At 73.8% G+C, this 23,170-nt stretch carries 24 protein-coding genes and 1 pseudogene; 20 read left to right on the top strand and 5 right to left on the bottom strand.

The features are described 5' to 3' along the window. The first annotated feature begins 18 nt into the window (after positions 1-18). Positions 19-582, top strand: coding sequence for an HU family DNA-binding protein (locus BN2279_RS20565; protein WP_059011762.1), 564 nt, complete (start codon positions 19-21; stop codon positions 580-582). A 92-nt stretch (positions 583-674) separates the two neighbouring features. Continuing rightward, complete coding sequence (locus BN2279_RS20560) at positions 675-878, top strand: hypothetical protein (protein WP_059012610.1); 204 nt, start codon at positions 675-677, stop codon at positions 876-878. On the opposite strand, the gene cofC is transcribed toward BN2279_RS20560, so the two are convergent. Continuing rightward, the gene (gene cofC / locus BN2279_RS20555) at positions 850-1,506 is read right to left on the bottom strand and encodes a 2-phospho-L-lactate guanylyltransferase (protein ID WP_059011760.1); all 657 of its coding nucleotides are present in this window, start codon (positions 1,504-1,506) and stop codon (positions 850-852) included. The two genes, BN2279_RS20560 and cofC, sit on opposite strands and share 29 nt — an antisense overlap. A 222-nt stretch (positions 1,507-1,728) precedes the next feature. Here cofC and BN2279_RS20550 point away from each other — a divergent pair, with 222 nt between their 5' ends. The 3 genes from BN2279_RS20550 to BN2279_RS20540 are packed head-to-tail and all read left to right on the top strand — an operon-like array spanning position 1,729 to position 4,665. Then, complete coding sequence (locus BN2279_RS20550) at positions 1,729-2,490, top strand: lysophospholipid acyltransferase family protein (RefSeq protein ID WP_059011758.1); 762 nt, start codon at positions 1,729-1,731, stop codon at positions 2,488-2,490. After that, complete coding sequence (locus BN2279_RS20545; RefSeq protein ID WP_079032339.1) at positions 2,487-3,488, top strand: NAD(P)H-dependent glycerol-3-phosphate dehydrogenase; 1,002 nt, start codon at positions 2,487-2,489, stop codon at positions 3,486-3,488. The genes BN2279_RS20550 and BN2279_RS20545 overlap by 4 nt, the downstream gene beginning before the upstream one ends. 34 nt (positions 3,489-3,522) lie before the next feature. Beyond that, positions 3,523-4,665: a D-alanine--D-alanine ligase family protein gene (locus BN2279_RS20540; RefSeq protein ID WP_059011756.1), complete on the top strand. Its 1,143-nt coding sequence runs from the start codon at positions 3,523-3,525 to the stop codon at positions 4,663-4,665. Positions 4,666-4,668: 3 nt separating this feature from the next. On the opposite strand, the gene BN2279_RS20535 is transcribed toward BN2279_RS20540, so the two are convergent. Continuing rightward, positions 4,669-5,163, bottom strand: coding sequence for a DUF3515 domain-containing protein (locus BN2279_RS20535; RefSeq protein WP_059011754.1), 495 nt, complete (start codon positions 5,161-5,163; stop codon positions 4,669-4,671). 19 nt (positions 5,164-5,182) lie between these two features. After that, on the bottom strand, positions 5,183-5,416 hold the full coding sequence (locus BN2279_RS20530; RefSeq protein WP_059011751.1) for an Lrp/AsnC family transcriptional regulator: 234 nt from the start codon (positions 5,414-5,416) through the stop codon (positions 5,183-5,185). 133 nt (positions 5,417-5,549) lie between these two features. Here BN2279_RS20530 and BN2279_RS20525 point away from each other — a divergent pair, with 133 nt between their 5' ends. Beyond that, complete coding sequence (locus BN2279_RS20525; protein WP_059011749.1) at positions 5,550-6,512, top strand: thiamine-phosphate kinase; 963 nt, start codon at positions 5,550-5,552, stop codon at positions 6,510-6,512. A 27-nt stretch (positions 6,513-6,539) separates the two neighbouring features. Continuing rightward, complete coding sequence (gene thiD, locus BN2279_RS20520) at positions 6,540-7,343, top strand: bifunctional hydroxymethylpyrimidine kinase/phosphomethylpyrimidine kinase (RefSeq protein WP_059011748.1); 804 nt, start codon at positions 6,540-6,542, stop codon at positions 7,341-7,343. A gap of 36 nt (positions 7,344-7,379) precedes the next feature. On the opposite strand, the gene rpmB is transcribed toward thiD, so the two are convergent. After that, complete coding sequence (gene rpmB / locus BN2279_RS20515; protein ID WP_059011746.1) at positions 7,380-7,565, bottom strand: 50S ribosomal protein L28; 186 nt, start codon at positions 7,563-7,565, stop codon at positions 7,380-7,382. A 237-nt stretch (positions 7,566-7,802) separates the two neighbouring features. Here rpmB and BN2279_RS20510 point away from each other — a divergent pair, with 237 nt between their 5' ends. The 10 genes and pseudogenes from BN2279_RS20510 to mutM all read left to right on the top strand — a co-directional run bounded on the left by BN2279_RS20510 (position 7,803) and on the right by mutM (position 17,357). Next, positions 7,803-9,422 (top strand): DAK2 domain-containing protein, encoded by a 1,620-nt coding sequence (locus BN2279_RS20510; RefSeq protein ID WP_059011745.1) that lies wholly within the window; start codon positions 7,803-7,805, stop codon positions 9,420-9,422. A gap of 65 nt (positions 9,423-9,487) precedes the next feature. Continuing rightward, a pseudogene (locus BN2279_RS31575) lies at positions 9,488-11,798 on the top strand (ATP-dependent DNA helicase RecG). 117 nt (positions 11,799-11,915) lie between these two features. After that, a complete protein-coding gene (locus tag BN2279_RS20495; protein ID WP_059011741.1) occupies positions 11,916-12,452 on the top strand; it encodes a hypothetical protein in 537 nt (178 codons plus the stop codon). A 132-nt stretch (positions 12,453-12,584) separates the two neighbouring features. Beyond that, entirely contained in the window at positions 12,585-13,010 is a 426-nt protein-coding gene (locus BN2279_RS20490) for a DUF6227 family protein (protein WP_059011740.1), read from the top strand. 113 nt (positions 13,011-13,123) lie between these two features. After that, the gene (rsmD, locus tag BN2279_RS20485; protein WP_059011738.1) at positions 13,124-13,711 is read left to right on the top strand and encodes a 16S rRNA (guanine(966)-N(2))-methyltransferase RsmD; all 588 of its coding nucleotides are present in this window, start codon (positions 13,124-13,126) and stop codon (positions 13,709-13,711) included. A 26-nt stretch (positions 13,712-13,737) separates the two neighbouring features. Then, a complete protein-coding gene (gene coaD, locus BN2279_RS20480; RefSeq protein WP_059011736.1) occupies positions 13,738-14,217 on the top strand; it encodes a pantetheine-phosphate adenylyltransferase in 480 nt (159 codons plus the stop codon). Positions 14,218-14,878: 661 nt separating this feature from the next. Beyond that, positions 14,879-15,535, top strand: a complete 657-nt coding sequence (locus tag BN2279_RS20475; RefSeq protein WP_059012606.1) for a YceD family protein — start codon at positions 14,879-14,881, stop codon at positions 15,533-15,535. Positions 15,536-15,537: 2 nt separating this feature from the next. Beyond that, positions 15,538-15,711, top strand: coding sequence for a 50S ribosomal protein L32 (gene rpmF / locus BN2279_RS20470; protein WP_059011733.1), 174 nt, complete (start codon positions 15,538-15,540; stop codon positions 15,709-15,711). 19 nt (positions 15,712-15,730) lie between these two features. Next, complete coding sequence (gene rnc, locus BN2279_RS20465; RefSeq protein ID WP_059011731.1) at positions 15,731-16,504, top strand: ribonuclease III; 774 nt, start codon at positions 15,731-15,733, stop codon at positions 16,502-16,504. Beyond that, positions 16,497-17,357 carry a bifunctional DNA-formamidopyrimidine glycosylase/DNA-(apurinic or apyrimidinic site) lyase gene (gene mutM, locus BN2279_RS20460; protein WP_059011729.1) on the top strand — a complete coding sequence of 287 codons (861 nt, stop codon included), beginning with the start codon at positions 16,497-16,499 and terminating at the stop codon, positions 17,355-17,357. Before rnc ends, mutM begins: the two co-directional genes overlap by 8 nt. A 19-nt stretch (positions 17,358-17,376) precedes the next feature. Here mutM and BN2279_RS20455 read toward each other — a convergent pair whose 3' ends face one another. Beyond that, the gene (locus tag BN2279_RS20455; protein ID WP_059011728.1) at positions 17,377-18,288 is read right to left on the bottom strand and encodes a CAP domain-containing protein; all 912 of its coding nucleotides are present in this window, start codon (positions 18,286-18,288) and stop codon (positions 17,377-17,379) included. Between the two features lie 131 nt (positions 18,289-18,419). Between BN2279_RS20455 and BN2279_RS20450 the strand changes: the two genes are divergently transcribed. The 3 genes from BN2279_RS20450 to smc all read left to right on the top strand — a co-directional run bounded on the left by BN2279_RS20450 (position 18,420) and on the right by smc (position 23,051). Beyond that, positions 18,420-18,731 (top strand): acylphosphatase, encoded by a 312-nt coding sequence (locus BN2279_RS20450; RefSeq protein WP_059011726.1) that lies wholly within the window; start codon positions 18,420-18,422, stop codon positions 18,729-18,731. Between the two features lie 335 nt (positions 18,732-19,066). Then, the gene (locus tag BN2279_RS20445) at positions 19,067-19,273 is read left to right on the top strand and encodes a hypothetical protein (protein ID WP_059011724.1); all 207 of its coding nucleotides are present in this window, start codon (positions 19,067-19,069) and stop codon (positions 19,271-19,273) included. Between the two features lie 187 nt (positions 19,274-19,460). Beyond that, entirely contained in the window at positions 19,461-23,051 is a 3,591-nt protein-coding gene (gene smc, locus BN2279_RS20440; RefSeq protein ID WP_059011722.1) for a chromosome segregation protein SMC, read from the top strand. The last annotated feature ends 119 nt before the right edge of the window (positions 23,052-23,170 follow it).

The raw sequence follows: 23,170 nt of genomic DNA, 5'->3' as shown, positions 1-23,170 counted from the left end.
GCCTGCGAAGGGGAAGACGTGAACAAGGCGCAACTCGTAGAAGCGATTGCCGACAAGCTCGGCGGCCGTCAGCAGGCGGCCGACGCGGTGGATATCGTGCTCGACGCCATCATCCGCGCGGTGGTCGCCGGGGAGCGCGTCTCGGTGACGGGCTTCGGCTCGTTCGAGAAGGTCGACCGTCCGGCGCGGTACGCGCGGAACCCCCAGACCGGCGAGCGCGTCCGGGTCAAGAAGACGTCCGTGCCGCGCTTCCGCGCCGGACAGGGCTTCAAGGACCTGGTCGCGGGAACGAAGAAGCTCCCCAAGAACGACGTCGCCGTGAAGAAGGCCCCCAAGGGCAGCCTTTCGGGCGGCACCACCACCAAGAAGGCCACCACCAAGAAGGCGGCGGCGAAGAAGACGACCGCCAAGAAGACCACCGCGAAGAAGGCCCCGGCGAAGAAGGCCACCGCCAAGAAGACCGCGGCGAAGAGCACCGCCAAGAAGGCCCCGGCCAAGAAGGCCACCGCGAAGAACGCCCCGGCCAAGCGGGCGCCGGCCCGCACCACCACCGCCAAGAAGGCCGCCGCACGCCGCCAGTGATCACCGTCAGCACTCGGGGCCACCCCGCGGGCCGGACTCCTCCCCAGGAGCCCGGCCCGCTGTCGTTCGCGCCCGGCGGCTACGCTCGGGGCATGCAGGCCACCGCGTACACCTACGATCCGCAGACCCGCTCCGGCAGTGTCCTGCTGGACGACGGCACCCCGCTGGAGTTCGGCGCCGACGCCTTCGACGCCGGCGGCCTGCTCCTGCTGCGCCCCGGCCAGCGCGTGCGGATCGAGGTGACCGGGGAAGGCGACCGGCGCCGCGTCACGTTGCTGACCCTGCAGACGCTGTAAGCCGCCGCGCGCCCGCGGCCGTCCTCGGCCCGACGCCCAGCGCCAGCGCCGCCCACAGATCCGCCCCGGTGTCCACGTCGCGCCGCACGCTGTCCACCCCGGCGAGCGTCAGTTCCACCGCGCCGGACGCCAGATGCCGTTCCCGCGACGGCCCGCCGAAGCGCGGTCCCAGCGGTTTCCCGGCCGCGGCCGTCAACAGCGTGGTGCCGATGCCCGCCGCGTCGGCCAGGAAGGCCCGCGCGGCTCCCTCCGCCGCCGCGAGCACGCGGGCGAGTTCCGCCGGACGCAGCGCGGGCAGATCGGCGTTGAGCACGGCCACCGCCGCGTCCGGGGCGGCGTCCCGCACGGCGTCGGCACCGTACGTCAGCGCCGCGTTGAGTCCCCGGCCCGGGGCGTCGGGCACGATCCTGGCGCCCAGCGCCGCGAGGCACCGCCCGGCCAGCGGATCGTCCGTGACGACCACCACGTCCCGTACCGCCGCGCACGCCAGGACGGCGGCCACCGTGTCCTCGGCGAAGGCCAGCGCGAGCGAGGGCCGCAGCGTGTCCCCGGCCACGGGCGCGAGCCTGCTCTTGGCCAGCGCCAGCGGCTTCAGGGGCACCACCAGCGACCATCGGGTGTCTCGCATCCTGCCATTCTCCTCGTCCTGATCATCCTGATCGTCCCCGGCCGGTGGGGAGCGGTCGCCCGGCGGCGGCCTTCCGGTGCCCGCGCGAGCGGTGCGCATTAGGGTGCAAACAGACCCGCCGTGACGGTGAGGTTCGCTGGGCGGCCCCCGGCCCGGGGCGAGCGCGATCCGGCTGTCCGCACCGGGCCACGTCGGAGCAGCGCAAGAGGAGAGGGTGACCGAGTGTCTCGCCGCAGAATCGGCTTCTGGTACCGATTGGCCGCAATTCTGGTAAAACCGCCGCTGTTGCTGCTCTTCAGCCGGGACTGGCGGGGAATGGAGCATATTCCCGATGAGGGGGGATTCATCACGGCGGTGAATCACAACTCCTATCTCGACCCGCTCTCCTACGCGCACTTCCAGTACAACACCGGCAGGCCGCCGCGATTCCTCGCCAAGGTCAGCCTCTTCCAGCGCGGCGCCGTCGGCCGATTCATGCGGGGCACCGGCCAGATCCCCGTCTACCGGGACACCCTCGACGCCGCCGACGCCTTCCGCGCCGCCGTGGAGGCCGTGCACCGGGGAGAATGCGTCGCGTTCTACCCCGAGGGCACGCTCACCCGCGACCCGCGGCTGTGGCCCATGGAGGGCAAGTCGGGCGCCGCCCGCGTCGCGCTCCTCACCCGGGCCCCCGTCATCCCCGTCGCCCAGTGGGGCGCCCACGAGGCGATGCCGCCCTACGCCACGGAGCGACGACTCCGGCTGCGCCCCCGCAAGACGCTCGTCGTCGTCGCGGGACCGCCCGTCGATCTGGGCGAGTTCTACGGCCGGCAGCCCACCCCCGAGGTGCTGCGCGAGGCGACGGACCGCATCATGGATGCCATCACCGAACTGTTGGCCGACGTGCGCCACGAGCCCCCGCCCGCGGAGCGCTATGCCCACCGCCGGACGACGCCCGAGCGGCGCGTCCGGCGGACCGCCCCGGAGGAGGAGAACGCGGAGTGACACGTGCCGCCGTCTACGGAACCGGCTCCTGGGGGACCGCGTTCGCCATGGTCCTCGCCGACGCGGGCTGCGAGGTGACCCTGTGGGGCCGCCGCCCCGAGCTGGCCGAGGCCGTCAACACGGCCCGGGTCAACCCGGACTCCCTGCCCGGCATCGAGCTGCCCAAGGGGCTGCGGGCCACCCCCGACCCCGCCGAGGCGGCACGGGACGCGGAGTTCACCGTGCTCGCCGTCCCGTCGCAGACGCTCCGCGGCAACCTCGCCGCCTGGGCCGGCCTGCTGGCGCCCGACACCGTCCTCGTCTCCCTGATGAAGGGCGTCGAACTGGGCACCGCGAAGCGGATGAGCGAGGTCGTCGAAGAGGTCGCGGGCGTGGGACCGGAGCGGGTGGCCGTGCTCTCGGGACCCAACCTCGCCCGGGAGATCGCCGAACGGCAGCCCGCCGCCTCCGTCGTCGCCTGCCGCGACGAGGAGGTGGCCCGACGGCTCCAGGCCGCCTGCCACACGCCGTACTTCCGCCCGTACACCAACACCGACGTGGTCGGCTGCGAACTGGGCGGCGCCGTGAAGAACGTCATCGCGCTCGCCGTCGGCATCGCCGACGGCATGGGCCTGGGCGACAACACCAAGGCGTCGCTGATGACCCGCGGCCTCGCCGAGACCGCGCGTCTGGGGCTCGCCATGGGCGCCGACCCGCAGACGTTCGCCGGGCTCGCCGGCATGGGCGACCTGATCGCCACCTGCTCCTCGCCGCTCTCCCGCAACCACACCTTTGGCACCAACCTCGGCCGCGGCATGACGCTGGAGGAGACCATCGCCGTCACCCGGCAGACCGCCGAGGGCGTCAAGTCCTGCCGTTCCGTCCTCGACCTGGCGCGCCGTCATGGCGTCGACATGCCGCTGACGGAGACGGTGGTGGGCATCGTGCACCGCGGTACCGCCCCCCAGGTGGCCGTCGAAGAGCTGATGTCGCGAACCGCCAAGGCCGAACACCGCTGACGGAGGCGACCCCGTTGGGTAGCCTCAGAGCGTTATGAGCAGCGAGCCCTCTTCCCAGAGCCCCAAGCCCCGCGTCGCCGTCGTCTTCGGCGGCCGAAGCTCGGAGCACGCCATCTCGGTGGTCACCGCCGGAGCCGTGCTGCGCGCCATCGACCGCACCCGTTACGACGTGCTGCCCATCGGCATCACCGCCGACGGACGGTGGGCCCTGACCGCCGACGATCCGGACCGGATGGCGATCAGCGAACGCCGGATGCCCAGCGTCGAGCAGATCGCCGAGCCCGGCGCGGGCGGCGTGCTGCTGCCCATCGACGCGGGCCGCAGCGAGGTGGTCTACGCCGAGCCCGGCTCGGTGCCCAAGGACCTCGGCGAGGTCGACGTCGTCTTCCCGCTGCTCCACGGCCCGTACGGCGAGGACGGCACGCTCCAGGGGCTGCTGGAGCTGTCCGGGGTGCCGTATGTCGGGGCGGGCGTGCTGTCCTCGGCGATCGGCATGGACAAGGAGTACATGAAGCGCGTCTTCGTCTCCTTCGGCCTGCCCGTCGGCCCGTACACCGTGATCCGCCCCCGCGAGTGGGAGAACGACCCGTCGGCGGCCAGGAAGAGAGTCGTGGACTTCGCGGCGGAGCACGGCTGGCCGCTGTTCGTGAAGCCCGCCCGCGCCGGCTCCTCCTTCGGCATCTCCCGCGTGGACGACCTCTCCGGTCTGGAGGACGCGCTGGCGGAGGCCCGCCGCCACGACCCCAAGGTCATCGTGGAGTCGCTGCTGCGGGGGCGCGAGATCGAGTGCGGCGTGCTGGAGTTCGAGGACGGCCCCCGCGCCAGCGTGCCGGCCGAGATCCCGGCCGTCTCCAGCCACGCCTTCTACGACTTCGAGGCCAAGTACATCGACTCGGCCGAGGGTATCGTCCCGGCGCCCCTGACCGAGGAGCAGACGGCCCGGGTCCGGGAGCTGGCCGTGCGCGCCTTCGACGCGGCCTCCTGCGAGGGCCTGGTGCGCGCCGACTTCTTCCTGCTGGAGAACGGCGAGTTCGTCATCAACGAGATCAACACCATGCCCGGCTTCACACCGATCTCGATGTTCCCGCGGATGTGGCAGGCCAGCGGTGTGGACTACCCCGAGCTGGTGGACCGCCTCATCCAGGCCGCGCTGCGCCGCCCGACCGGGCTGCGCTGACGGTCACCGCGCGTACAGCGGGTCCGGCGGGATGTGCGCCTCGACCGCCTCGGCCACGTCGAGCAGCGGATCGACCTCGGGGGCGTAGTCGTCGGGCACGGTCATCTCGACGAACACCTCGCGTCCCGTGGTGGTGAACCGCTTGCCGCCGGACTCCTCCTCCAGGAGCCACGACACCCCGTTCACCTCCACCGCGTCGGCCGTCGGATCGTAGGTCTCGCTGCCCGGGGTCAGCAGCTCCGGGCGCGGGACGCCGCAGCGCAGCACGATCGCGGGGTCCCCCCATACCGCGGCGAACTCCATCCCGTCCGCGGCCGATACGCGTTCCTCGCCGTCCACGCGTCCGGGCAGGTCGCCCGCCAGCTCCCGGCACGCGTCCGCCGCCTCGCCGGTGGGGGTCGGTTCCGTCACCTCGGGGCCGTCCCCTCCCGAGGCGCACGCCGCCGACACCAGCGCCGCGCACACCAGCGGCAGCGCCCGAAGTGCCTTGAAGGTCATCCAGCGAGCATAAGCGGTGCTACAGATGCACGACCGGGCAGGTCAGCGTGCGCGTGATACCGGTCACCCGCTGCACCTCGGCGACCACCAGCCGCCCCAGCTCGTCCACGCTCCCGGCCTCCGCCCGCACGATCACGTCATAGGGACCCGTGACGTCCTCGGCCTGGAGGACACCTGGGATCTTGGAGATGACGTCGGCCACGGTGGACGCCCTGCCCACCTCGGTCTGGATCAGGATGTACGCCTGTACCACGGGTCCTCCACAGCGGCTACGAGGAACGGGGGCGCTACCGTAGCGCGTCATGACCAGCACCGGGGAGACATCAGGCCGCCGCTGGTCACGGCAGGTTGACGGATGGCCGCGAGACGAGCATGAGGAGAGCTGAGTGAAGGGCAGTGTGGGGGAGCTCGGGGAGTTCGGGCTGATCCGGGAGCTGACGTCCCGGATCACCGGGACGCCCGCGGTGCGGCTGGGCCCGGGGGACGACGCGGCGGTGGTGGCGGCCCCGGACCGCAGGGTCGTCGCCACCACCGACATCCTGCTGGAGGGACGGCACTTCCGCCGCGACTGGTCCACCGCGTACGACGTCGGCCGCAAGGCCGCCGCCCAGAACCTCGCCGACGTCGCCGCGATGGGCGCCGTGCCCACGGCGGTGCTCGTCGGGCTCGTGGTCCCCGCCGAACTCCCCGTCACCTGGCCCGTGGAACTGATGGACGGCATCCGCGACGAATGCCGCGTCGCCGGCGCCGGAGTGGCCGGCGGGGACGTGGTCAGGGGCGACCTCATCACCGTCTCCATCACGGCCCTGGGCGACCTGCGCGGCCGGGAGCCCGTCACCCGGTCCGGCGCCAGAGCCGGGGACATCGTCGCCGTCACCGGCTGGCTGGGCTGGTCGGCCGCCGGGCACGCCGTCCTCTCCCGCGGCTTCCGATCCCCCCGCGCGTTCGTCGAGGCCCACCGCCGGCCCGAGCCGCCCTACGTCGCGGGCCCGGCCGCCGCCGCCCTCGGCGCCACCGCCATGACCGACGTCAGCGACGGACTCGTCGCGGACCTCGGGCACATCGCGCTCAGCAGCAAGGTGCGCGTCGACATCGTCTCCGCCTCGCTGGACGTCCCCGCCCAGATGTCGGACATCGGGCAGGCCGTCGGCGTCGACCCGCTCCAGTGGGTCCTCACCGGCGGCGAGGACCACGCGCTCGTCGCCACATTTCCGCCCGAGACCAAACTGCCCGCCCGCTGGCGGACGATCGGCCAGGCCCTGCCCGCGCGCGGCCGGAACGCCCCGCCGGTGACCGTGGACGGCGCCGCCTGGGACCAGGCGGGCGGCTGGGACCACTTCGGCGCCTGACGCGTGCCCGCAGGTACCGTCGGGGCCATGCCGACACCTCCACGCGTGCTCACCGTCGCCGGCTCCGACTCGGGCGGCGGCGCGGGCATCCAGGCCGACCTCAAGACCATGCTGGCGCTCGGCGTCCACGGCATGAGCGTGATCACCGCCGTCACCGCGCAGAACTCCCTGGGCGTCCGCGGCGCCTGGGAGCTGCCCGCCGAGGCCGTCACCGCGCAGTTCCGCGCCGTCGCCGACGACATCGGCGTCCAGGCCGTCAAGACCGGCATGCTCGCCACGGCGGAGATCGTCGAGCTGGTCGCCGGGCTGCTGGCCGGCACCGGTGTCCCGGTGGTGGTCGATCCGGTCGGCGTCTCCAAGCACGGCGACCCGCTGCTGGCCGCCGACGCGCTGCACGCCGTGCGTACCCGCCTGTTGCCGGTCGCGACCGTCGCCACCCCCAACCTGCCCGAGGTCGCGCAGATCACCGGCGTCCGGGTCGCGACGGAGACCGACATGCGCCGCGCGGCGGCGGCGATCCTCGCCCACGGCCCGCGCTGGGCGCTGATCAAGGGCGGTCATCTGCCGGGCGAGGCCACCGACCTGCTCACCGACGGCACCGCCGAGCACTGGCTGCGCGCCCCGCGCCACGACAACCGCCACACCCACGGCACCGGATGCACGCTCGCCTCCGCGATCGCCGCCCGGCTCGCCCACGGCGACGCGGTGCCCGACGCGGTGGCCGCCGCCAAGGAGTACGTCACCGGTGCCATCGCGGCGGGCTTCCCGCTGGGCGCGGGCATCGGGCCGGTCGACCACGGCCACGGCATGCGAAAAGCCGGTCCGTCGTGAGCGACGGACCGGCTTCTCAGCGGTCTCACGGGCGCGTCAGCGCGTGACCTTGCCCGCCTTGATGCACGAGGTGCAGACGTTGAGGCGCTTCGGCGTCCCCTGCACCACGGCCCGCACCCGCTGGATGTTCGGGTTCCAGCGGCGGGGGGTCCGGCGGTGCGAGTGGGAGATGCTGTTGCCGAAGCCCGGCCCCTTGCCGCAGACGTCGCAGTTGGCAGCCACGGGTCACTCCAAAGACAGAAATTTACGCGGGGATCCCGGAACTCCTCGGCTCCGGTGAGGTCCGCCCGGTGCGTGGCCGACTGAAGGCGGCGGCATCGGGCAACCGGAGAAGCATACCCCGCGCTTTCCCGATCGGCGAAATCGCTCCCGCGCCGGACCGGGGCTTAAGCTGCCCCCCGGCCGTTCACCGACAGCCGTTCACCGACAGCCGTTTCCCCGGGCCGAGGAGGTCGCCACGTGCCGCAGCCGCTCGACGCCGCAGCGGTACGGCGCTGGTGCCGCATCGCCCTGGACGTCGTGGGCCGGGCCCGCGAGGACATCGACGCGATCAACGTGTTCCCCGTCGCGGACGGCGACACCGGCACCAACCTCTACCTGACCGTCGAGTCCGCCGCGCAGGCCGTCGCGGCGGCCGAACCGGCCCGCCCGACCCTCGCCGAGGCGGCCCACGCCATGGCGCACGGCGCCCTCATCGGCGCCCGGGGCAACTCCGGCACGATCCTCGCCCAACTCCTGCGCGGCATGGCCGGGGTGCTCGCCGCCGAGCCCGAACCGGCCGGCCCCGGCACCCTGGCCCGCGCGCTGCGCCGCGCCGCCGCCGCCGGGTACGAGGCGGTCGCCCACCCCGTCGAGGGCACCATGCTCACCGTCGCCGTGGCCGCCGCCGAGGCGGCCGGGCAGGCCGCGCGCGCCGGGGGCGACACCGCCGACGTCGCGGCGGCGGCCCGCGCCGGAGCCGGGACGGCGCTGGCCGCGACGCGGGCCCAGCTCGCCGCACTCGCCGAGGCGGGCGTGGGGGACGCGGGCGGCAGCGGCCTGGTCGCCCGCCCCGACGCCCTCGGCGCGGCCCCCTCCGGCCGCGCCCCCGCCGTCTCGCCGCGCGAGCGCCTGGGCCGCTCCACCGCGCCGCGCGCCGGCGGCCCGGCGGGCGCGGAGTGTCACGAGCCCGCCGACGCGGCGGGCGCCTACGAGGTCACCTACCTGCTCGACGCCCCCGACGCCCCCGTCGCCGCGCTGCGGGCGCGGCTGGACGCGCTCGGCGACTCGCTGGTCGTCGTCGGCGGCGACGGCCTGTGGCACGTCCACGTGCACCCCCCGGAACCGGGAGCGGCCGTCGAGGCGGGCATCGAGGCCGGCCGGCCGCACCGGGTCCGTATCACCGCCCTGGCCGCGACGGGCCCGCCCCGCGCCCCCCGCGCCGGCCGTGTCATCGTCTCGGTCCTGCCGGGCGACGGGCTGGCCGGGCTGTGCGAGGAGGCCGGCGCCGTCACCCTCACCGTGCTCCCCGAGGAGCCGCCCGGCGGCGGCGAGCTGGCCGCCGCGATCCTCGGCACCGGCGCCCGCGAGGTCGTCCTGCTGCCCAACGACGACGCGCTGTGGCACGCCGCCGCCGCGGCGGCCGAACAGGCCCGGGCCGGCGGCGTGCGCGTCGCCGTCATCCCCACCCGCTCCCCGGTGCAGGGCATCGCGGCGCTCGCCGTGCACGCCGCCGAGCGCCGCTTCGACGAGGACGTCGTCGCCATGACGGCCGCCGCCGGCGCCACCCGCTTCGGCGAACTGGCCGTCGCGGAACGGCAGTCCTGGACCACCGCGGGCATCTGCCAGGCCGGGGACGCGCTCGGCCTGATCGACGGCGACGTCGCCGTCATCGGCACCGACCTCGCCGATGTCGCCGGCGACGTGCTGGCCCGGATGCTCTCCGCCGGCGGCGAACTGGTCACCCTGGTGATCGGCACCGGCGCCCCCGCCGGGCTCGCCGCCCGCCTGGAGGCCCAGGTCCGCCGGGGGCACCTCGGCGTGGACACGGTGGTCTACGAGGGACGGCAGAGCGCGCCGCTGCTCATCGGCGTCGAATAGGCCGAACAGGCGGACGGCCGCCGGGGGCCGGCGTCCGTCGGCCGCTGTCGGCGCCATGGTGTGCAATGGGCGGCGTGACCGCACTGCACGAGCCCCTCACCAAGGTCGTCGGCGGCACCACCGCCAAGGTGATGGCCGCCCACCTCGACCTGCACACGGTCGGAGACCTGCTCCACCACTACCCCCGCCGGTACGCCGAGCGCGGCGAGCTCACCCGGCTGCCCGACCTGCCGCCGGACGAGCACGTCACGGTCGTCGCGGAGATCGCGGACACCCGGTCCGCCACGTTCAACCGCGGCAGCGGCGTGCGCCTGGAGGTCACGCTCACCGACGGCAGCGGCCGGCTCCAGCTCGTCTTCTTCGGCAGGCGCGCCGTCCACCACCACGAGAAGGTGCTGCTGCCGGGCCGGCGCGGCATGTTCGCCGGGAAGGTCACGCAGTTCAACGGCAGACTCCAGCTCTCCCACCCCGCCTACGAGCTGCTGGACGAGGACGACGAGGCGGACGGCGGCTCGGCGGCCGTGGCCGGGTTCGCCGGCCGGCCGCTGCCGATCTACCCGGCCGCCCGGCAACTGGAGTCGTGGCGGATCGCCAAGTCCGTCGAGGTCGTGCTCGACTCCCTGGCCGCCGTCGGCTGGGAGGGGCTGGCCGACCCGCTCCCCGCCGCCCTGCGCGCCCGGCAGGGGCTGATCGAACTGCCGGAGGCGTTCGAGAAGGTGCACCGGCCGCGCGGCAAGCAGGACATCGCCGACGCGCGGGCGCGGCTGAAGTGGGACGAGGCGTTCGTGCTCCAGGTCGCGCTGGCCCGCCGCCGCGCCGCCGCCCCCGCCCCCCCCGCCTCCCCCCCCCCCCCCCTCCCCCCGCCCCCCCCCCCGGTGATCGGCTCCCGATCACACTCGCCGGTGATCGGCTCCCGAACCGACAGTTGCAGTATCCTCTTCGTCGTCAGCGTCAGAGGTGTATAGTAGACAGACCGAGGGTCAGGTCCGGGTCAGCGAGGAGATCTTCGCCGACCTGGCCGCCGAGCACCCGATGCACCGGCTGTTGCAGGGCGAGGTGGGCAGCGGCAAGACCCTGGTCGCGCTGCGCGCCATGCTCGCCGTCGCGGACTCGGGCGGCCAGTCCGCGCTGCTGGCGCCCACCGAGGTGCTCGCGCAGCAGCACCACCGGTCGGTCACCGAGATGATGGGGCCGCTCGCCGAGGGCGGCATGCTGGGCGGCGCCGAGCGCGGCACGAAGGTGGTGCTGCTGACCGGTTCCATGGGCGCCGCCGCCCGGCGCCGGGCGCTGCTCGACGCGGCGACCGGCGAGGCGGGCATCGTCATCGGCACCCACGCGCTGATCGAGGACGTGGTGAAGTTCCACGACCTCGGGCTCGTCGTCGTGGACGAGCAGCACCGGTTCGGCGTCGAGCAGCGCGACGCCCTGCGCGCCAAGGGCAAGCGGCCCCCGCACCTGCTGGTGATGACCGCGACGCCCATCCCGCGCACGGTCGCCATGACGGTCTTCGGCGACCTGGAGACCTCGGTCCTGGACCAGCTCCCCGAGGGACGCTCCCCGATCGCCAGCCATGTCGTCCCCGCCCGCGACAAGCCGCACTTCCTCTCCCGCGCGTGGGAGAGGGTCCGCGAGGAGGTCGAGGCCGGCCACCAGGCGTACGTGGTCTGCCCGCGCATCGGGGACGGCGACGAGCCGGGCGCGCCCGCCCGGAAGGGCCAGGCGGCCAGGGAGCCGGCGGCGGACGCCGAGGGCGAGGAGCGGCGGCCCCCGCTGGCCGTCCTCGACGTCGCCGCCGAGCTGGCGGCCGGGCCGCTGGGCGGTCTGCGCGTCGAGGTCCTGCACGGCCGCCTCGCGCCGGACGCCAAGGACGACGTGATGCGCCGCTTCGGGGCCGGGGAGATCGACGTCCTGGTGGCCACCACGGTGATCGAGGTCGGGGTCAACGTGCCCAACGCCACCGCCATGGTGATCATGGACGCCGACCGGTTCGGCGTCTCCCAGCTCCACCAGTTGCGCGGACGCGTCGGCCGGGGGACCGCCCCCGGGCTCTGTCTGCTGGTCAGCGAGGCGCCGGAGGGCGCCGCCGCCAGGACGCGGCTGGCGGCGGTGGCGGCCACGACCGACGGCTTCGAGCTGTCCCGCATCGACCTGGAGCAGCGCCGGGAGGGCGACGTCCTGGGCCAGGCGCAGTCCGGCGGGCGCAGCAGCCTGCGGATGCTCACCGTCATCGAGGACGAGGAGGTCATCGCCGAGGCCCGCGCGGAGGCCACCGCCCTGGTCTCGGCCGACCCGGAGCTGACCGGTTCCCCGGCCCTGCGGACGGCGCTGGACGCGCTGCTCGACGCGGAGCGCGAGGAGTTCCTCGACAAGGGCTGACCTGCGGCGGAGGGGCGCCTGACGGCCCGTCAATTGTCAGTGCCCCCTGCGAGAATGGACCCAGTCCGCACCGATCCATCCGGGATCGTGCGGGAGTGGACCGTTGGGGGTTGCTCGATGGCATTCCGGCACATCAACGAACTGCCGCTCGGCGACAAGATCTTCCGCGTCGAGCTGGCGAGCGACGACGACATCACCGTGACCCTGACCCTGACCGGCTGGCGGGAGGCGCTGCCCGAGGTGCCCCTGGCCTCCGGCTCGCTCACCATGCCGCTGGCCGACGTCCCCGCGTTGCGCATCGCCCTCAATCGGGGGCTGCGCGCGCTCGCCCTGGCCGCCGACGTCGCGGAGCCGATCCCGGACCGGGACATCCTGCGCGAGCTGTTCCCCGGCCACGGCGCCCCCTGGATCCCGCAGCACGAGGAGGACCTGACCCGCCGGTTCCACGCCGGCGAGACCATCGCCCGCATAGCGGCCCGCTTCGGCCGCACCCCCGACTCCGTGCGGACCAAGCTCCGCGAGCTGGGCCACGACCCGCGCCGCCCGGAGCACTGCCCGCCCGACGGCTGCATGTCCTGGTCGCGCTACGCGTCGCCGGTCCTCATCGGCTCCGCCGGCCCGGCCGGTTCCGCCGAGGAGACGAGTGGGAGCTGACGACGTGCTCAGCGGGTGCTCATCCGCCGCGCACATGTTCTTGATTCCGTAAAGGGGGTCCCCCGGAGCGCATCCGGGGGACTACGGTGAGTACGCACGGGCATCGGACGCCGCATACCGGAAGGATTCAGCATGACCGATCGCCGCGAAGCTCCGCGGGACCGGAGCCTCGGGCCGGACGCGCTCACCGTGCTGGGAGTCAGGATCCCGGGCCAGCGGGCGTATCCGGGGCAGGACTCGTCTGAGCACGCCCGTCGGCTGCTCCGCCGCGCGGTCAACCCCGACCGCCCCGGCGAGGAGATACTCCGCCTGCTGTCGGCCGCCCGGGGTTATGGCATCGAGCGCCTGCCCGAGCCCCGCGGCCACGCCGGCGGCGGGCACTGGTGCTCCCTGTACGAGCACGCCTTCCTGCTCGACGACGACAGCGAGCTGTGTCTCTACGAGCTGGAACACGACCGGACCGCGGACGGCGGGCTCGTCTGCGAGGTCTACCCGGACGTGCTGAGCGCGGGGCGGGCCGCCCAGCGGCATGTCCGCGTCCGGGGAGGTGACGCCTGACGTCTCCCCACCGGAGCGTCCCCGGGCCCCTCGCCGTGCTCCTGGGCGGGGGGCCCGTATAGCGTGGAGTCCGACGGCTGACGGACGAGCGCTTGAGAGGGGCGAGGACGCCCATGACCCGCGTGATCGCCGGCATCGCCGGCGGGCGGCGGCTGGCCGTGCCACCGGGCGGTGGTACGCGGCCGACGTCGGACCGGGCGCGCGAGGGGCTGTTCTCGACCTGGACCGCGCTCCGGGGCCCGCTGGACGGGGCCCGGGTGCTCGATCTGTACGGCGGCTCGGGCGCCGTCGGCCTGGAGGCGCTCTCCCGCGGAGCCGCCCACGCCCTGCTCGCCGAGACCGACGCGAGAGCCGCCAGGACCATCAGGGACAACATCCGCTCCCTCGGGCTGCCCGGCGCCGAGCTGCGCTCCGCGCGCGCCGAGCAGCTTGTCGCGGCGCCGCCCGCTGGCGACCCCTATGACCTGGTTTTCCTCGATCCGCCCTACGCCGTGGGCGACGACGATCTCCGCGAGATCCTGCTCACACTCGTGACGCACGGCTGGCTGACGGCCGGTGCCCTCGTCACGGTGGAGCGCAGCACCCGGGGCGGTGCCTTTCACTGGCCGGACCGATTCCAGGAGCTGCGTTCACGCCGCTACGGCGAGGGAACTCTCTGGTACGGCCGGTTCACCGTCCACCACGTAAGCGACCGGCCATGAGCGGCCGGAAGAGCGAGGAGAGACCGTTGCGCCGCGCAGTCTGTCCGGGGTCCTTCGACCCCGTCACCAATGGGCATCTCGACATCGTCGCCCGCGCCTCGAAGCTCTACGACGTCGTCCATGTCGCCGTCATGATCAACAAGTCCAAGCAGGGGCTGTTCAGCGTCGAGGAGCGCATAGCCCTGATCGAGGAGTGCACCAGCGGCTACGGCAACGTCGTGGTCGAGGCGTTCCACGGCCTCCTCGTCGACTACTGCAAGCAGCGTGACATCCCCGCCATCGTGAAGGGGCTGCGCGCGGTCAGCGACTTCGACTACGAGCTGCAGATGGCCCAGATGAACAACGGCCTCTCCGGCGTCGAGACCATGTTCATCCCCACCAATCCCGTCTACAGCTTCCTCTCCTCCAGCCTGGTCAAGGAGGTCGCCGCCTGGGGCGGCGACGTCTCCCACCTGGTCCCCGAGCCCGTGCTCGCCGTCCTCGGGGAGCGGCTCGCCAGTCGCTGAGCCGCCCCGAGCCGCCGGGGACCTCGTCAACGAGTGCCCGCCGGTCCCCGGTTGGCCGTACAGTCGCTCCGTGGACGTACAGCAGAAACTCGACGAGATCGTCACGGCGGTCCGGAGCGCCAAGGGCATGCCCATGTCGGCGTCCTGCGTCATCAACCGCTCCGAGCTGCTCTCCCGGCTCGACGAGGTCCGCCAGGCGCTGCCCGGCTCCCTGGCCGAGGCCAGGGAGGTCCTCGGGGACCGCGAGCAGGTCGTGGCCGAGGCCCAGGAGGAGGCGCGCCGGATCGTCGAGGCGGCGCACGCCGAGCGCGGCTCGCTCGTCGGGACCACCGAGGTCGTGCGCCAGGCCCGGGACGAGGCGGCCCGGATCCTCGACGAGGCCCGGCGCGAGGCCGCCGAGGTGCGTGCCGAGGCCGACGACTACGTGGACAGCAAGCTGGCCAACTTCGAGGTGGTCCTCGGCAAGACGATCGGCTCGGTCGACCGCGGCCGGGCCAAGCTCCTCGGCCCGGACCGGGGCGACCCGCAGGAGCTGCTGGCGCAGGCCGACGCCTATGTGGACGCCCAGTTCGGGGCCATCGAGGCCGTGCTGCGCAAGACCCTGGAGGCGGCGAGGGGCCGACGTACGCGGCTCCATCGCAGCAGCACCGTGAGAAAGCAGATCGCCCTGAACGCCCCGCTGGACCACCGAGCCCCTCTCGTGTTCGACACACGCGAGCTGGGGCGGCGTCCCGGCGCGCTCCGGAGGATTTCCCGCACGGTCGAGGCTCCGGCCGATCTCGGCACCGAGGTCATCGGGGTGCCGCAGGGCGCTTTGATGGAGGTGGAGCTCCGCATGGAGTCGGTGATGGAGGGTGTGCTGGTCACCGGCACCGTCCGGGCGCCGTTGGCGGGGGAGTGCGTAAGGTGTCTGGAGCCTCTCGCCCGTGAGGGCGAGGCGGAGTTCCAGGAGATGTTCTCGTACCCCGAGACCGATGGGCACGGCCGCCGTCCGGCGGACGCCGTCGAGGACGAGGGGGACGAGGAGGCGCTGTTCCTCCAGGCCGACCTGTTCGACCTGGAGCCCGTGCTGCGGGACGCGGTGGTGCTGTCACTGCCGCTGCAGCCGGTGTGCCGGGAGGACTGCCCGGGTCTGTGCCCCGAGTGCGGGGCACTGCTCGCGGAGGACCCCGGTCACCGTCACGACGACGCCGTCGACATCCGTTGGGCGGCCCTGCGGGAGTTCGCCGGGACCTCGGGTTCCGGGGAGTCATCCGGCAGGCAGGACATGCAAGAGAAGGCACCCCGCGTTCGCGGGGACGATCCACAGGAGAAGTAGCCGTGGCTGTTCCGAAGCGGAAGATGTCGCGCAGCAACACGCGCCACCGCCGGTCGCAGTGGAAGGCTGCGGCCCCGAGCCTGGTGCGTTGCGAGCGTTGCCAGGAGCCGAGGCTGCAGCACACCGCGTGCGGCAACTGCGGCACGTACAACCGCCGTCAGGTCCTCGAGGTCTGATCGGCGGGTGACAGGCTCCATGCCACACGCCAGGAGGTCGCAGCCCCAGGCGTCGGAGGACACAGCCTCGTCCCTCGCGATTCTGGAAGGGCGGCTCGGCTACCGGCTCGAGCCCGCCCTTCTGGTGCGTGCGCTGACCCACCGCAGCTACGCGTACGAAAACGGCGGACTGCCCACCAACGAGCGGCTGGAGTTCCTCGGGGACTCCGTGCTCGGACTGGTCGTCACCGACACCCTGTATCGCAGGCACCCGGACCTGGCCGAGGGCCAGCTCGCCAAGCTGCGGGCGGCGGTTGTCCAGGCCAGGGCACTGGCCGAGGTGGCGCGCGGGCTCGACCTGGGCGCGTTCGTCCGGCTCGGGCGGGGCGAGGAGGGCACCGGCGGCCGGAACAAGGCGTCGATCCTCGCCGACACCCTGGAGGCCGTGATCGGCGCCGTCTACCTCGACCAGGGTCTGGACGCGGCGGACGAACTGGTGCACCGGCTCTTCGACCCGGTGATCGAGCGCTCCTCGAATCTGGGGGCGGGTCTCGACTGGAAGACCAGCCTCCAGGAGCTCAGCGCCGCCGAGGGCCTCGGCGTGCCCGAGTACGTGATCACCGAGAGCGGCCCCGACCACGAGAAGACCTTCACCGCCGCCGCCCGTGTCGGCGGGGAGACCTACGGCACCGGTACCGGCCGCAGCAAGAAGGAAGCGGAGCAGCAGGCCGCCGAGACGGCCTGGCGCGCCATCCGCGGCGCCATCGACGGCCGCGACGGCACGACGACGGCCGGGGGAGCGCCCGTTGCCTGAGCTGCCGGAGGTGGAGGTCGTCCGGCGCGGCCTCGACCGCTGGGTCAGCGGTCGCACCATCACCGCGGCCGAGGTGCTGCATCCGCGCGCCGTCCGCCGCCACCCGGCCGGGGCGGAGGACTTCACCGACCGGCTCCGGGGCGCCCGGGTGGCCGACGCGCGCCGCCGGGGCAAGTACCTGTGGCTGCCGCTGGGCACCGACTTCGCGCTGCTCGCCCACCTGGGCATGAGCGGGCAGCTTCTCGTCCAGCCGGACCGAGCCCCGGACGAGAAGCACCTGCGCATCCGGATCATGTTCACCGACCCGGCCGGCGGTGAGCTGCGCTTCGTGGACCAGCGGACCTTCGGCGGGCTCTCCCTCCACCCGGTCACGGCGAACGGGGTGCCCGACGTGATAGGGCACATCGCGCGCGACCCGATGGACCCCGAGTTCGACGAGGACGCCTTCCACACGGCCCTGCGCCGCCGCCGGACGACGATCAAACGGGCCCTGCTCGACCAGTCGCTGATCAGCGGCGTCGGGAACATCTACGCCGACGAGGCGCTGTGGCGCACCCGGCTGCACTACGACCGCCCGACCTCGGGCCTCACCCGGCCGGTGACCGCCGAGCTGGTGACCCATGTCCGCGAGGTGATGACGGCGGCCCTGGCGGTCGGCGGCACGAGCTTCGACAGCCTGTACGTGAACGTCAACGGCCAGTCCGGCTACTTCGACCGTTCGCTCGACGTGTACGGCCGCGAGGGGCTGCCCTGCCGCCGCTGCGCGACGCCGGTCCGCAGGCGCCCCTGGATGAACCGGTCGAGTTACTTCTGCCCGCGCTGTCAGCGGCCCCCGAGGCTGCCCCGCCCCTGACCTGCCGCGCCGCCGTCGGTCAGAAGCCGAACTCCTGCGTCCACCAGGGGCCGCCGGCCCCGACGTGGACGCCGATGCCGATGGTGGTGAAGGCGCAGTTCAGGATGTTGGCCCGGTGGCCGTCGCTGCTCATCCAGGCGTCCATCACCGCTTCGGGGTCCGCCTGGCCCCGCGCGATGTTCTCGCCGCCCAGACCGGTCACGCCCGCCGCCGCGGCGCGGTCCCACGGGGTGCGGCCGTCGGGGTCGGTGTGTCCGAAGTAGTCCCGCGCGGCCATGTCCACGCTGAAGGCGGAGGCGAGCGCGGTCAGCTCGGGGTCCTCCGTCAGCGGCCGGCAGCCGGCGATGGCGCGTTCCTCGTTGACCAGGGCCAGGACCGCTTCGGCGGCCGGCTCGGGGTCCGTGTCCGGGGAGCCGGGGTCGCCGGGCGACGGGCTCCCGGGTTCCGGCTCCGGCTCGGCCTCCGGCGTCTCGCTCGACGGCGCGGGCGAAGGCTCCTCCGCCTCGGTCTCGGGCCCGGCCTCGGGTTCGGCCTCCGCTTCAGGCTCGGGCTCGGGGCGTGACGGGGACCGGGAGGCGGCCCCGGACTCCCCGGCTTCCTCCGAGCCCCGTGCCTCCGGCGAGGGTGAGGGCGACGGCGCGGCGTCCGGCTCCGGGGCGGGCGACGACTCCTCGTCGGCCGGTTCGGACGACGCCCCGCCCGCCGGCTCGGGGGCGCTGTCGCGCTCGGGTGTCGGGGTGGGCGTGGGCACGGGACTGCCGGAGGAGCCGTGCCCGAGGGCACGCGGCCCGTCGGAGTCGCTGAGCGCGGGGTCGTCCCCGAGCCCGGGGAGCAGGCCCGTGGTCACGGCCACCGCGCCCACGGCGAGTGCCGTGGAGGCACCGATCAGCCCGGCCCGCGCACGCCCCCCGCGACGGCGATGGCGTCCCATCCGCAGCACCTTCCTCGTCGACTGGATGATCACAAATCACCCGAACAGGTGATTCTTTACCGCGTGACTGTACGCGATGTCGACATTTGCGCCAGTGCCTCGCTCTGTTTCGAGGGGATAACGTGCGTCACATGAACGGACCGTCTCCGCTTCCCGGCGAGGAATCCGGGCCCGTCCGGCTCACCGCCTGGGTGCGGGGCCGGGTGCAGGGCGTGGGCTTCCGGTGGCACACGAGGGCCCGCGCCCTCGCCATCGGTGGGCTGCGCGGCTTCGCGCTGAACCTGGCCGACGGCCGGGTGCAGGTCGTCGCGGAGGGCGACGCGGAGCGCTGCCGGCTGCTGCTGGAGTGGTTGCGGAGTGACGACACGCCCGGGCGGGTGACCGGTGTCACCGAGATTTGGGACACACCGCGCGGCGGCTACGAGGGTTTCGCGGTCCGCTGAGCGACGCCCCGGCGGCTCCGGGAAAGTTCCGGAAACTGCTTGCCAACCCCGCTCCCACGTGCGAGGCTGCCGCCACCACCGCCGCCCGGCGGAGCCGCCCGACCCGCCGACGAGTGTTTCTTCCTCCCTCGTGCGGGCATCCCGAGGCCGTGGCACCCGGGTGATACGCGGTGTGATCGTGTTGACCGTCCCACTTTTTGGTGAGACGCTGAAAGTCCCGCGCACCTCAGCTTTGTGACCCCTGGAGCACACAGCCGAGCCCATCGCGCGGATTCATACACCTCATGACCCACCAACGGCTTCGGTCGGTCACTCAGTGTGGAGGACCATCCATCATGGCAAAGGCGCTTCTTGGTCACGTCGGCGGCTTCGACCCCCGAGTGCTCGCCGAGATGCGACGGCTTCAGCAGCGCGTACAGGACCTGGAGACGCAGCTTCTCCGGGTCCAGGCGGAGAACGACGCGCTCGCCGCCGCCGCCCGGCACGGCGACTCGGTGCTCGACAGCATCGACGTGCACAAGGCGGAGCCCGCCCTGACCTGACCTCAAAGGAGAGGCAGACCGCGAGGGCATCCGCTTGCGGAAGTAGTTAATGCGAGGGACGCTTCGGCGTCCCTTCGTCATGTGCGGGTCCCCTGGCCCCGCCGGCTTGACTCATTCACTGATGTGCCCTGCATCCTCGGCGTCGAAACGGCGAATCCCGGAAGACTGACAGGTAAAGTCCCTCGGCGTGCACCTCAAGAGCCTGACCCTGCGCGGGTTCAAGTCCTTCGCCTCGGCCACCACGCTCCGCTTCGAACCCGGTATCACGTGCGTCGTCGGTCCCAACGGGTCGGGCAAATCCAATGTGGTGGACGCCCTTTCGTGGGTCATGGGGGAGCAGGGCGCCAAGTCGCTGCGCGGCGGCAAGATGGAGGACGTCATCTTCGCCGGGACCACCGGCCGTCCCCCGCTCGGCCGCGCCGAGGTGTCGCTCACCATCGACAACTCCGACGGCGCCCTCCCGATCGAGTACGCCGAAGTCACCATCACGCGGACCATGTTCCGCAACGGCGGCAGCGAGTACCAGATCAACGGCGACACCTGCCGTCTGCTCGACGTCCAGGAGCTGCTGTCCGACTCCGGCATCGGCCGCGAGATGCACGTGATCGTCGGCCAGGGGCAGCTCGACTCGGTCCTCCACGCCGACCCCACGGGACGCCGCGCGTTCATCGAGGAGGCCGCCGGCGTGCTCAAGCACCGCAAGCGCAAGGAGAAGGCGCTGCGGAAGCTCGACGCCATGCAGGCCAACCTGGCGCGCGTCCAGGACCTCACCGACGAACTGCGCCGCCAGCTCAAGCCGCTGGGGCGGCAGGCGGCCGTCGCGCGGCGGGCCGCCGTCATCCAGGCCGATCTCCGCGACGCCCGCCTCCGGCTGCTCGCCGACGACCTGGTCGCGCTGCGCGCCGCGCTGCGCGCCGAGATCGCGGACGAGGCCGCCCTGAAGGAGCGCAAGGAGGCCGCCGAGGAGCGCCTGCGGGAGGCCCTGCGCCGCGAGGCGGAGCTCGAGCGGGAGGTGCGCACCCTCACCCCCCGCGTCCAGCGCGCCCAGACCACCTGGTACGAGCTGTCGCAGCTCGCCGAGCGGGTGCGCGGCACCGTCAGCCTCGCCGACGCCCGGGTCACCAGCTCCCGCGACCGGGCTCCCGAGGAGCGGCGGGGGCGCGATCCGGAGGACATGGAACGGGAGGCCGCCCGGATCCGCGAGCAGGAGGCGGAGCTGACCGCCGCCCTGGAGGCGGCCGGCCGGGCGCTGGAGGACACCGTCGAGCACCGCGCCGCGCTCGAACGCGGCCTGGCCGAGGAGGAACGGCGGCTGAAGGACGCCGCCCGCGCCATCGCGGACCGCCGAGAGGGACCGGCCCGCCTGCACGGCCTGGCCACCGCGGCCCGCAGCCGCGCGGCGGCGGCCCAGTCGCAGATCGCCCGGCTGGCCGCCTCCCGGGACGAGGCGCGCGGGCGGGCCGAGGCGGCGCGGGCGGAGTACGAGACGCTGCGGGCCGAGGTCGACGGGCTGGACGCGGGCGACACCGAGCTGGCCGGGGAGCACGAGGCGGCCCGGGCCGCCCTCGCCGCCGCCGAGACCGCGCTGACCGCCGCCCGCGGGGCGGCCACCGCCGCCGAGCGGGAGCGCGCCGCCGTCTCGGCCCGGCACGACGCGCTCGCGCTGGGCCTGCGCCGCAAGGACGGAACGGGCGCCCTGCTGGCCGCCGCCGACCGGCTCACCGGGCTGCTCGGCCCGGCCGCCGGGCTGCTGACCGGCACCCCGGGGTTCGAGGTCCCGGTGGCCGCCGCGCTGGGCGCCGCCGCCGACGCGGTCGCCGTCGACGGGCCCGCCACGGCGGTCGAGGCGCTGCGCCTGCTGCGCAAGAACGACGCCGGCCGCGCCGCCCTGCTGCTCGGCGGGCCGGGTCCCGAGCCCGGCGAGGACCCGCCGGCCGGTCCGGCCGTCGCCGTGCCGGGGCCCGGGGAGAGACCCGTGCCGGCCGCGCGCCTGGTGCGCGGGCCGGAGAACCTGGTGCCGGCCGTGCGTCGCCTGCTGCGGGACGTGGTGGTGGTCGGCACGCTCGACGACGCGCGGGAGCTGCTGGCCGCCCGGCCCGAGCTGACCGCCGTCACCACCGACGGCGATCTGCTCTCCCGGGATCTCGCCCAGGGCGGCTCGGCGGGCGCGCCGAGCCTGCTGGAGGTCCAGGCGTCCGTGGACGAGGCGGCGGCGGCGCTGCGCCGCCTGACCGGGCGGTGCGCGGAGCTGGCCGCCGCGCAGGAGGAGGCGGCCGAGCGGCGGCGGGCGCTCGCGGCCGAGGTGGAGGAGCTGGCCGGGCGGCGCAGCGCGGCGGAGCGGGAGAAGTCGCGGGTGGCGCAGGACCTCGGGCGGCTCGCCGGGCAGGCCAGGGCCGCGGGCGGCGAGGCGGAGCGGGCGGAGGCCGCCGTGGCGCGGGCGCGGGAGGACCTGGCCCGCGCGGTCGAGCAGGCCGAGGAGCTGGCCGAGCGGCTGGCGGTCGCGGAGGAAGCCGCGGACGGCGACGAGGAGCCGGACACCACCGTGCGGGACCGGCTGGCCGCCGACGGGGCCAACGCGCGGCAGACCGAGATGGAGGCCAGGCTCCAGGTCCGCACGCACGAGGAGCGGGTCAGGGGGCTGGCGGGCCGGGCCGACTCCCTGGACCGGGCGGCGCGGGCGGAACGCGAGGCGCGGGCGCGCGCCCCGCAGCGGCGCGCGCGGGTGCGGCACGAGGCCGCCGTCGCCGCCGCCGTCGCCTCGGGCGCGCGGCAGCTTCTGGCGCATGTGGAGGTGTCGCTGGCCCGGGCGCTGCGGGAGCGGGAGGCGGCCGAGCGGGCCAAGGCGGAACGGGAGCAGGCGCTCGTCGTCGAGCGCAACGCCGGGCGGGAGCTGAAGGAGGAACTGGACAAGCTCACCGACTCGGTCCACCGGGGCGAGGTGCTCGGCGCGGAGAAGCGGCTGCGGATCGAGCAGTTGGAGAGCCGGGCGCTGGAGGAACTGGGGGTCGAGCCCGAGATCCTGGTCCGCGAGTACGGCCCCGACCAGTTGGTGCCGCCCGCGCCGCCGGCGGAGGGTGAGGAACTGCCGGACGACCCGGACGATCCGCGGAACCGGCCGCGCCCGTTCGACCGGGCGGAGCAGGAGAAGCGGCTGCGGGCCGCCGAGCGGGCCCACAAGCAGCTCGGGAAGGTGAATCCGCTGGCGCTGGAGGAGTTCGCGGCGCTGGAGGAGCGGCACCAGTTCCTCAGCGAGCAGTTGGAGGACCTCAAGAAGACGCGGGCCGACCTGCTGCAGGTCGTGAAGGACGTCGACGAGCGGGTCGAGCAGGTCTTCACCGCCGCCTACCACGACACGGCGCGCGAGTTCGAGGGCGTCTTCTCCCGGCTCTTCCCGGGAGGCGAGGGCCGGCTGCTGCTGACGGACCCGGCGAACATGCTCACCACGGGTGTGGACGTGGAGGCCAGGCCGCCCGGCAAACGGGTGAAGCGCCTGTCGCTGCTCTCCGGCGGCGAGCGCTCGCTGACGGCGGTGGCCCTGCTGGTGTCGATCTTCAAGGCGCGTCCCAGCCCGTTCTATGTGATGGACGAGGTCGAGGCGGCCCTCGACGACACCAACCTCCAGCGGCTGATCCGGATCATGGAGGAGCTGAAGGACAGCTCCCAGCTCATCGTGATCACGCACCAGAAACGGACCATGGAGGTCGCGGACGCCCTGTACGGCGTTTCCATGCAGGGAGACGGGGTATCCAAGGTCATCAGCCAACGCCTCTCTTCATAACTTGAATGATCATTCCCGGCACGTGAGCCGTATCACGTCTTTCGGCCGGGATTTGACGTAGAAACGCGAAGGCATACCCTCTCCTGGGCTGCTTTTCTGTTCAATCGGTGGCCCTCGCG

Source organism: Streptomyces specialis (assembly GCF_001493375.1).
Classification (GTDB): Bacteria; Actinomycetota; Actinomycetes; order Streptomycetales; family Streptomycetaceae; genus Streptomyces; species Streptomyces specialis.
This window is presented reverse-complemented; position numbering and strand designations above follow the sequence as displayed.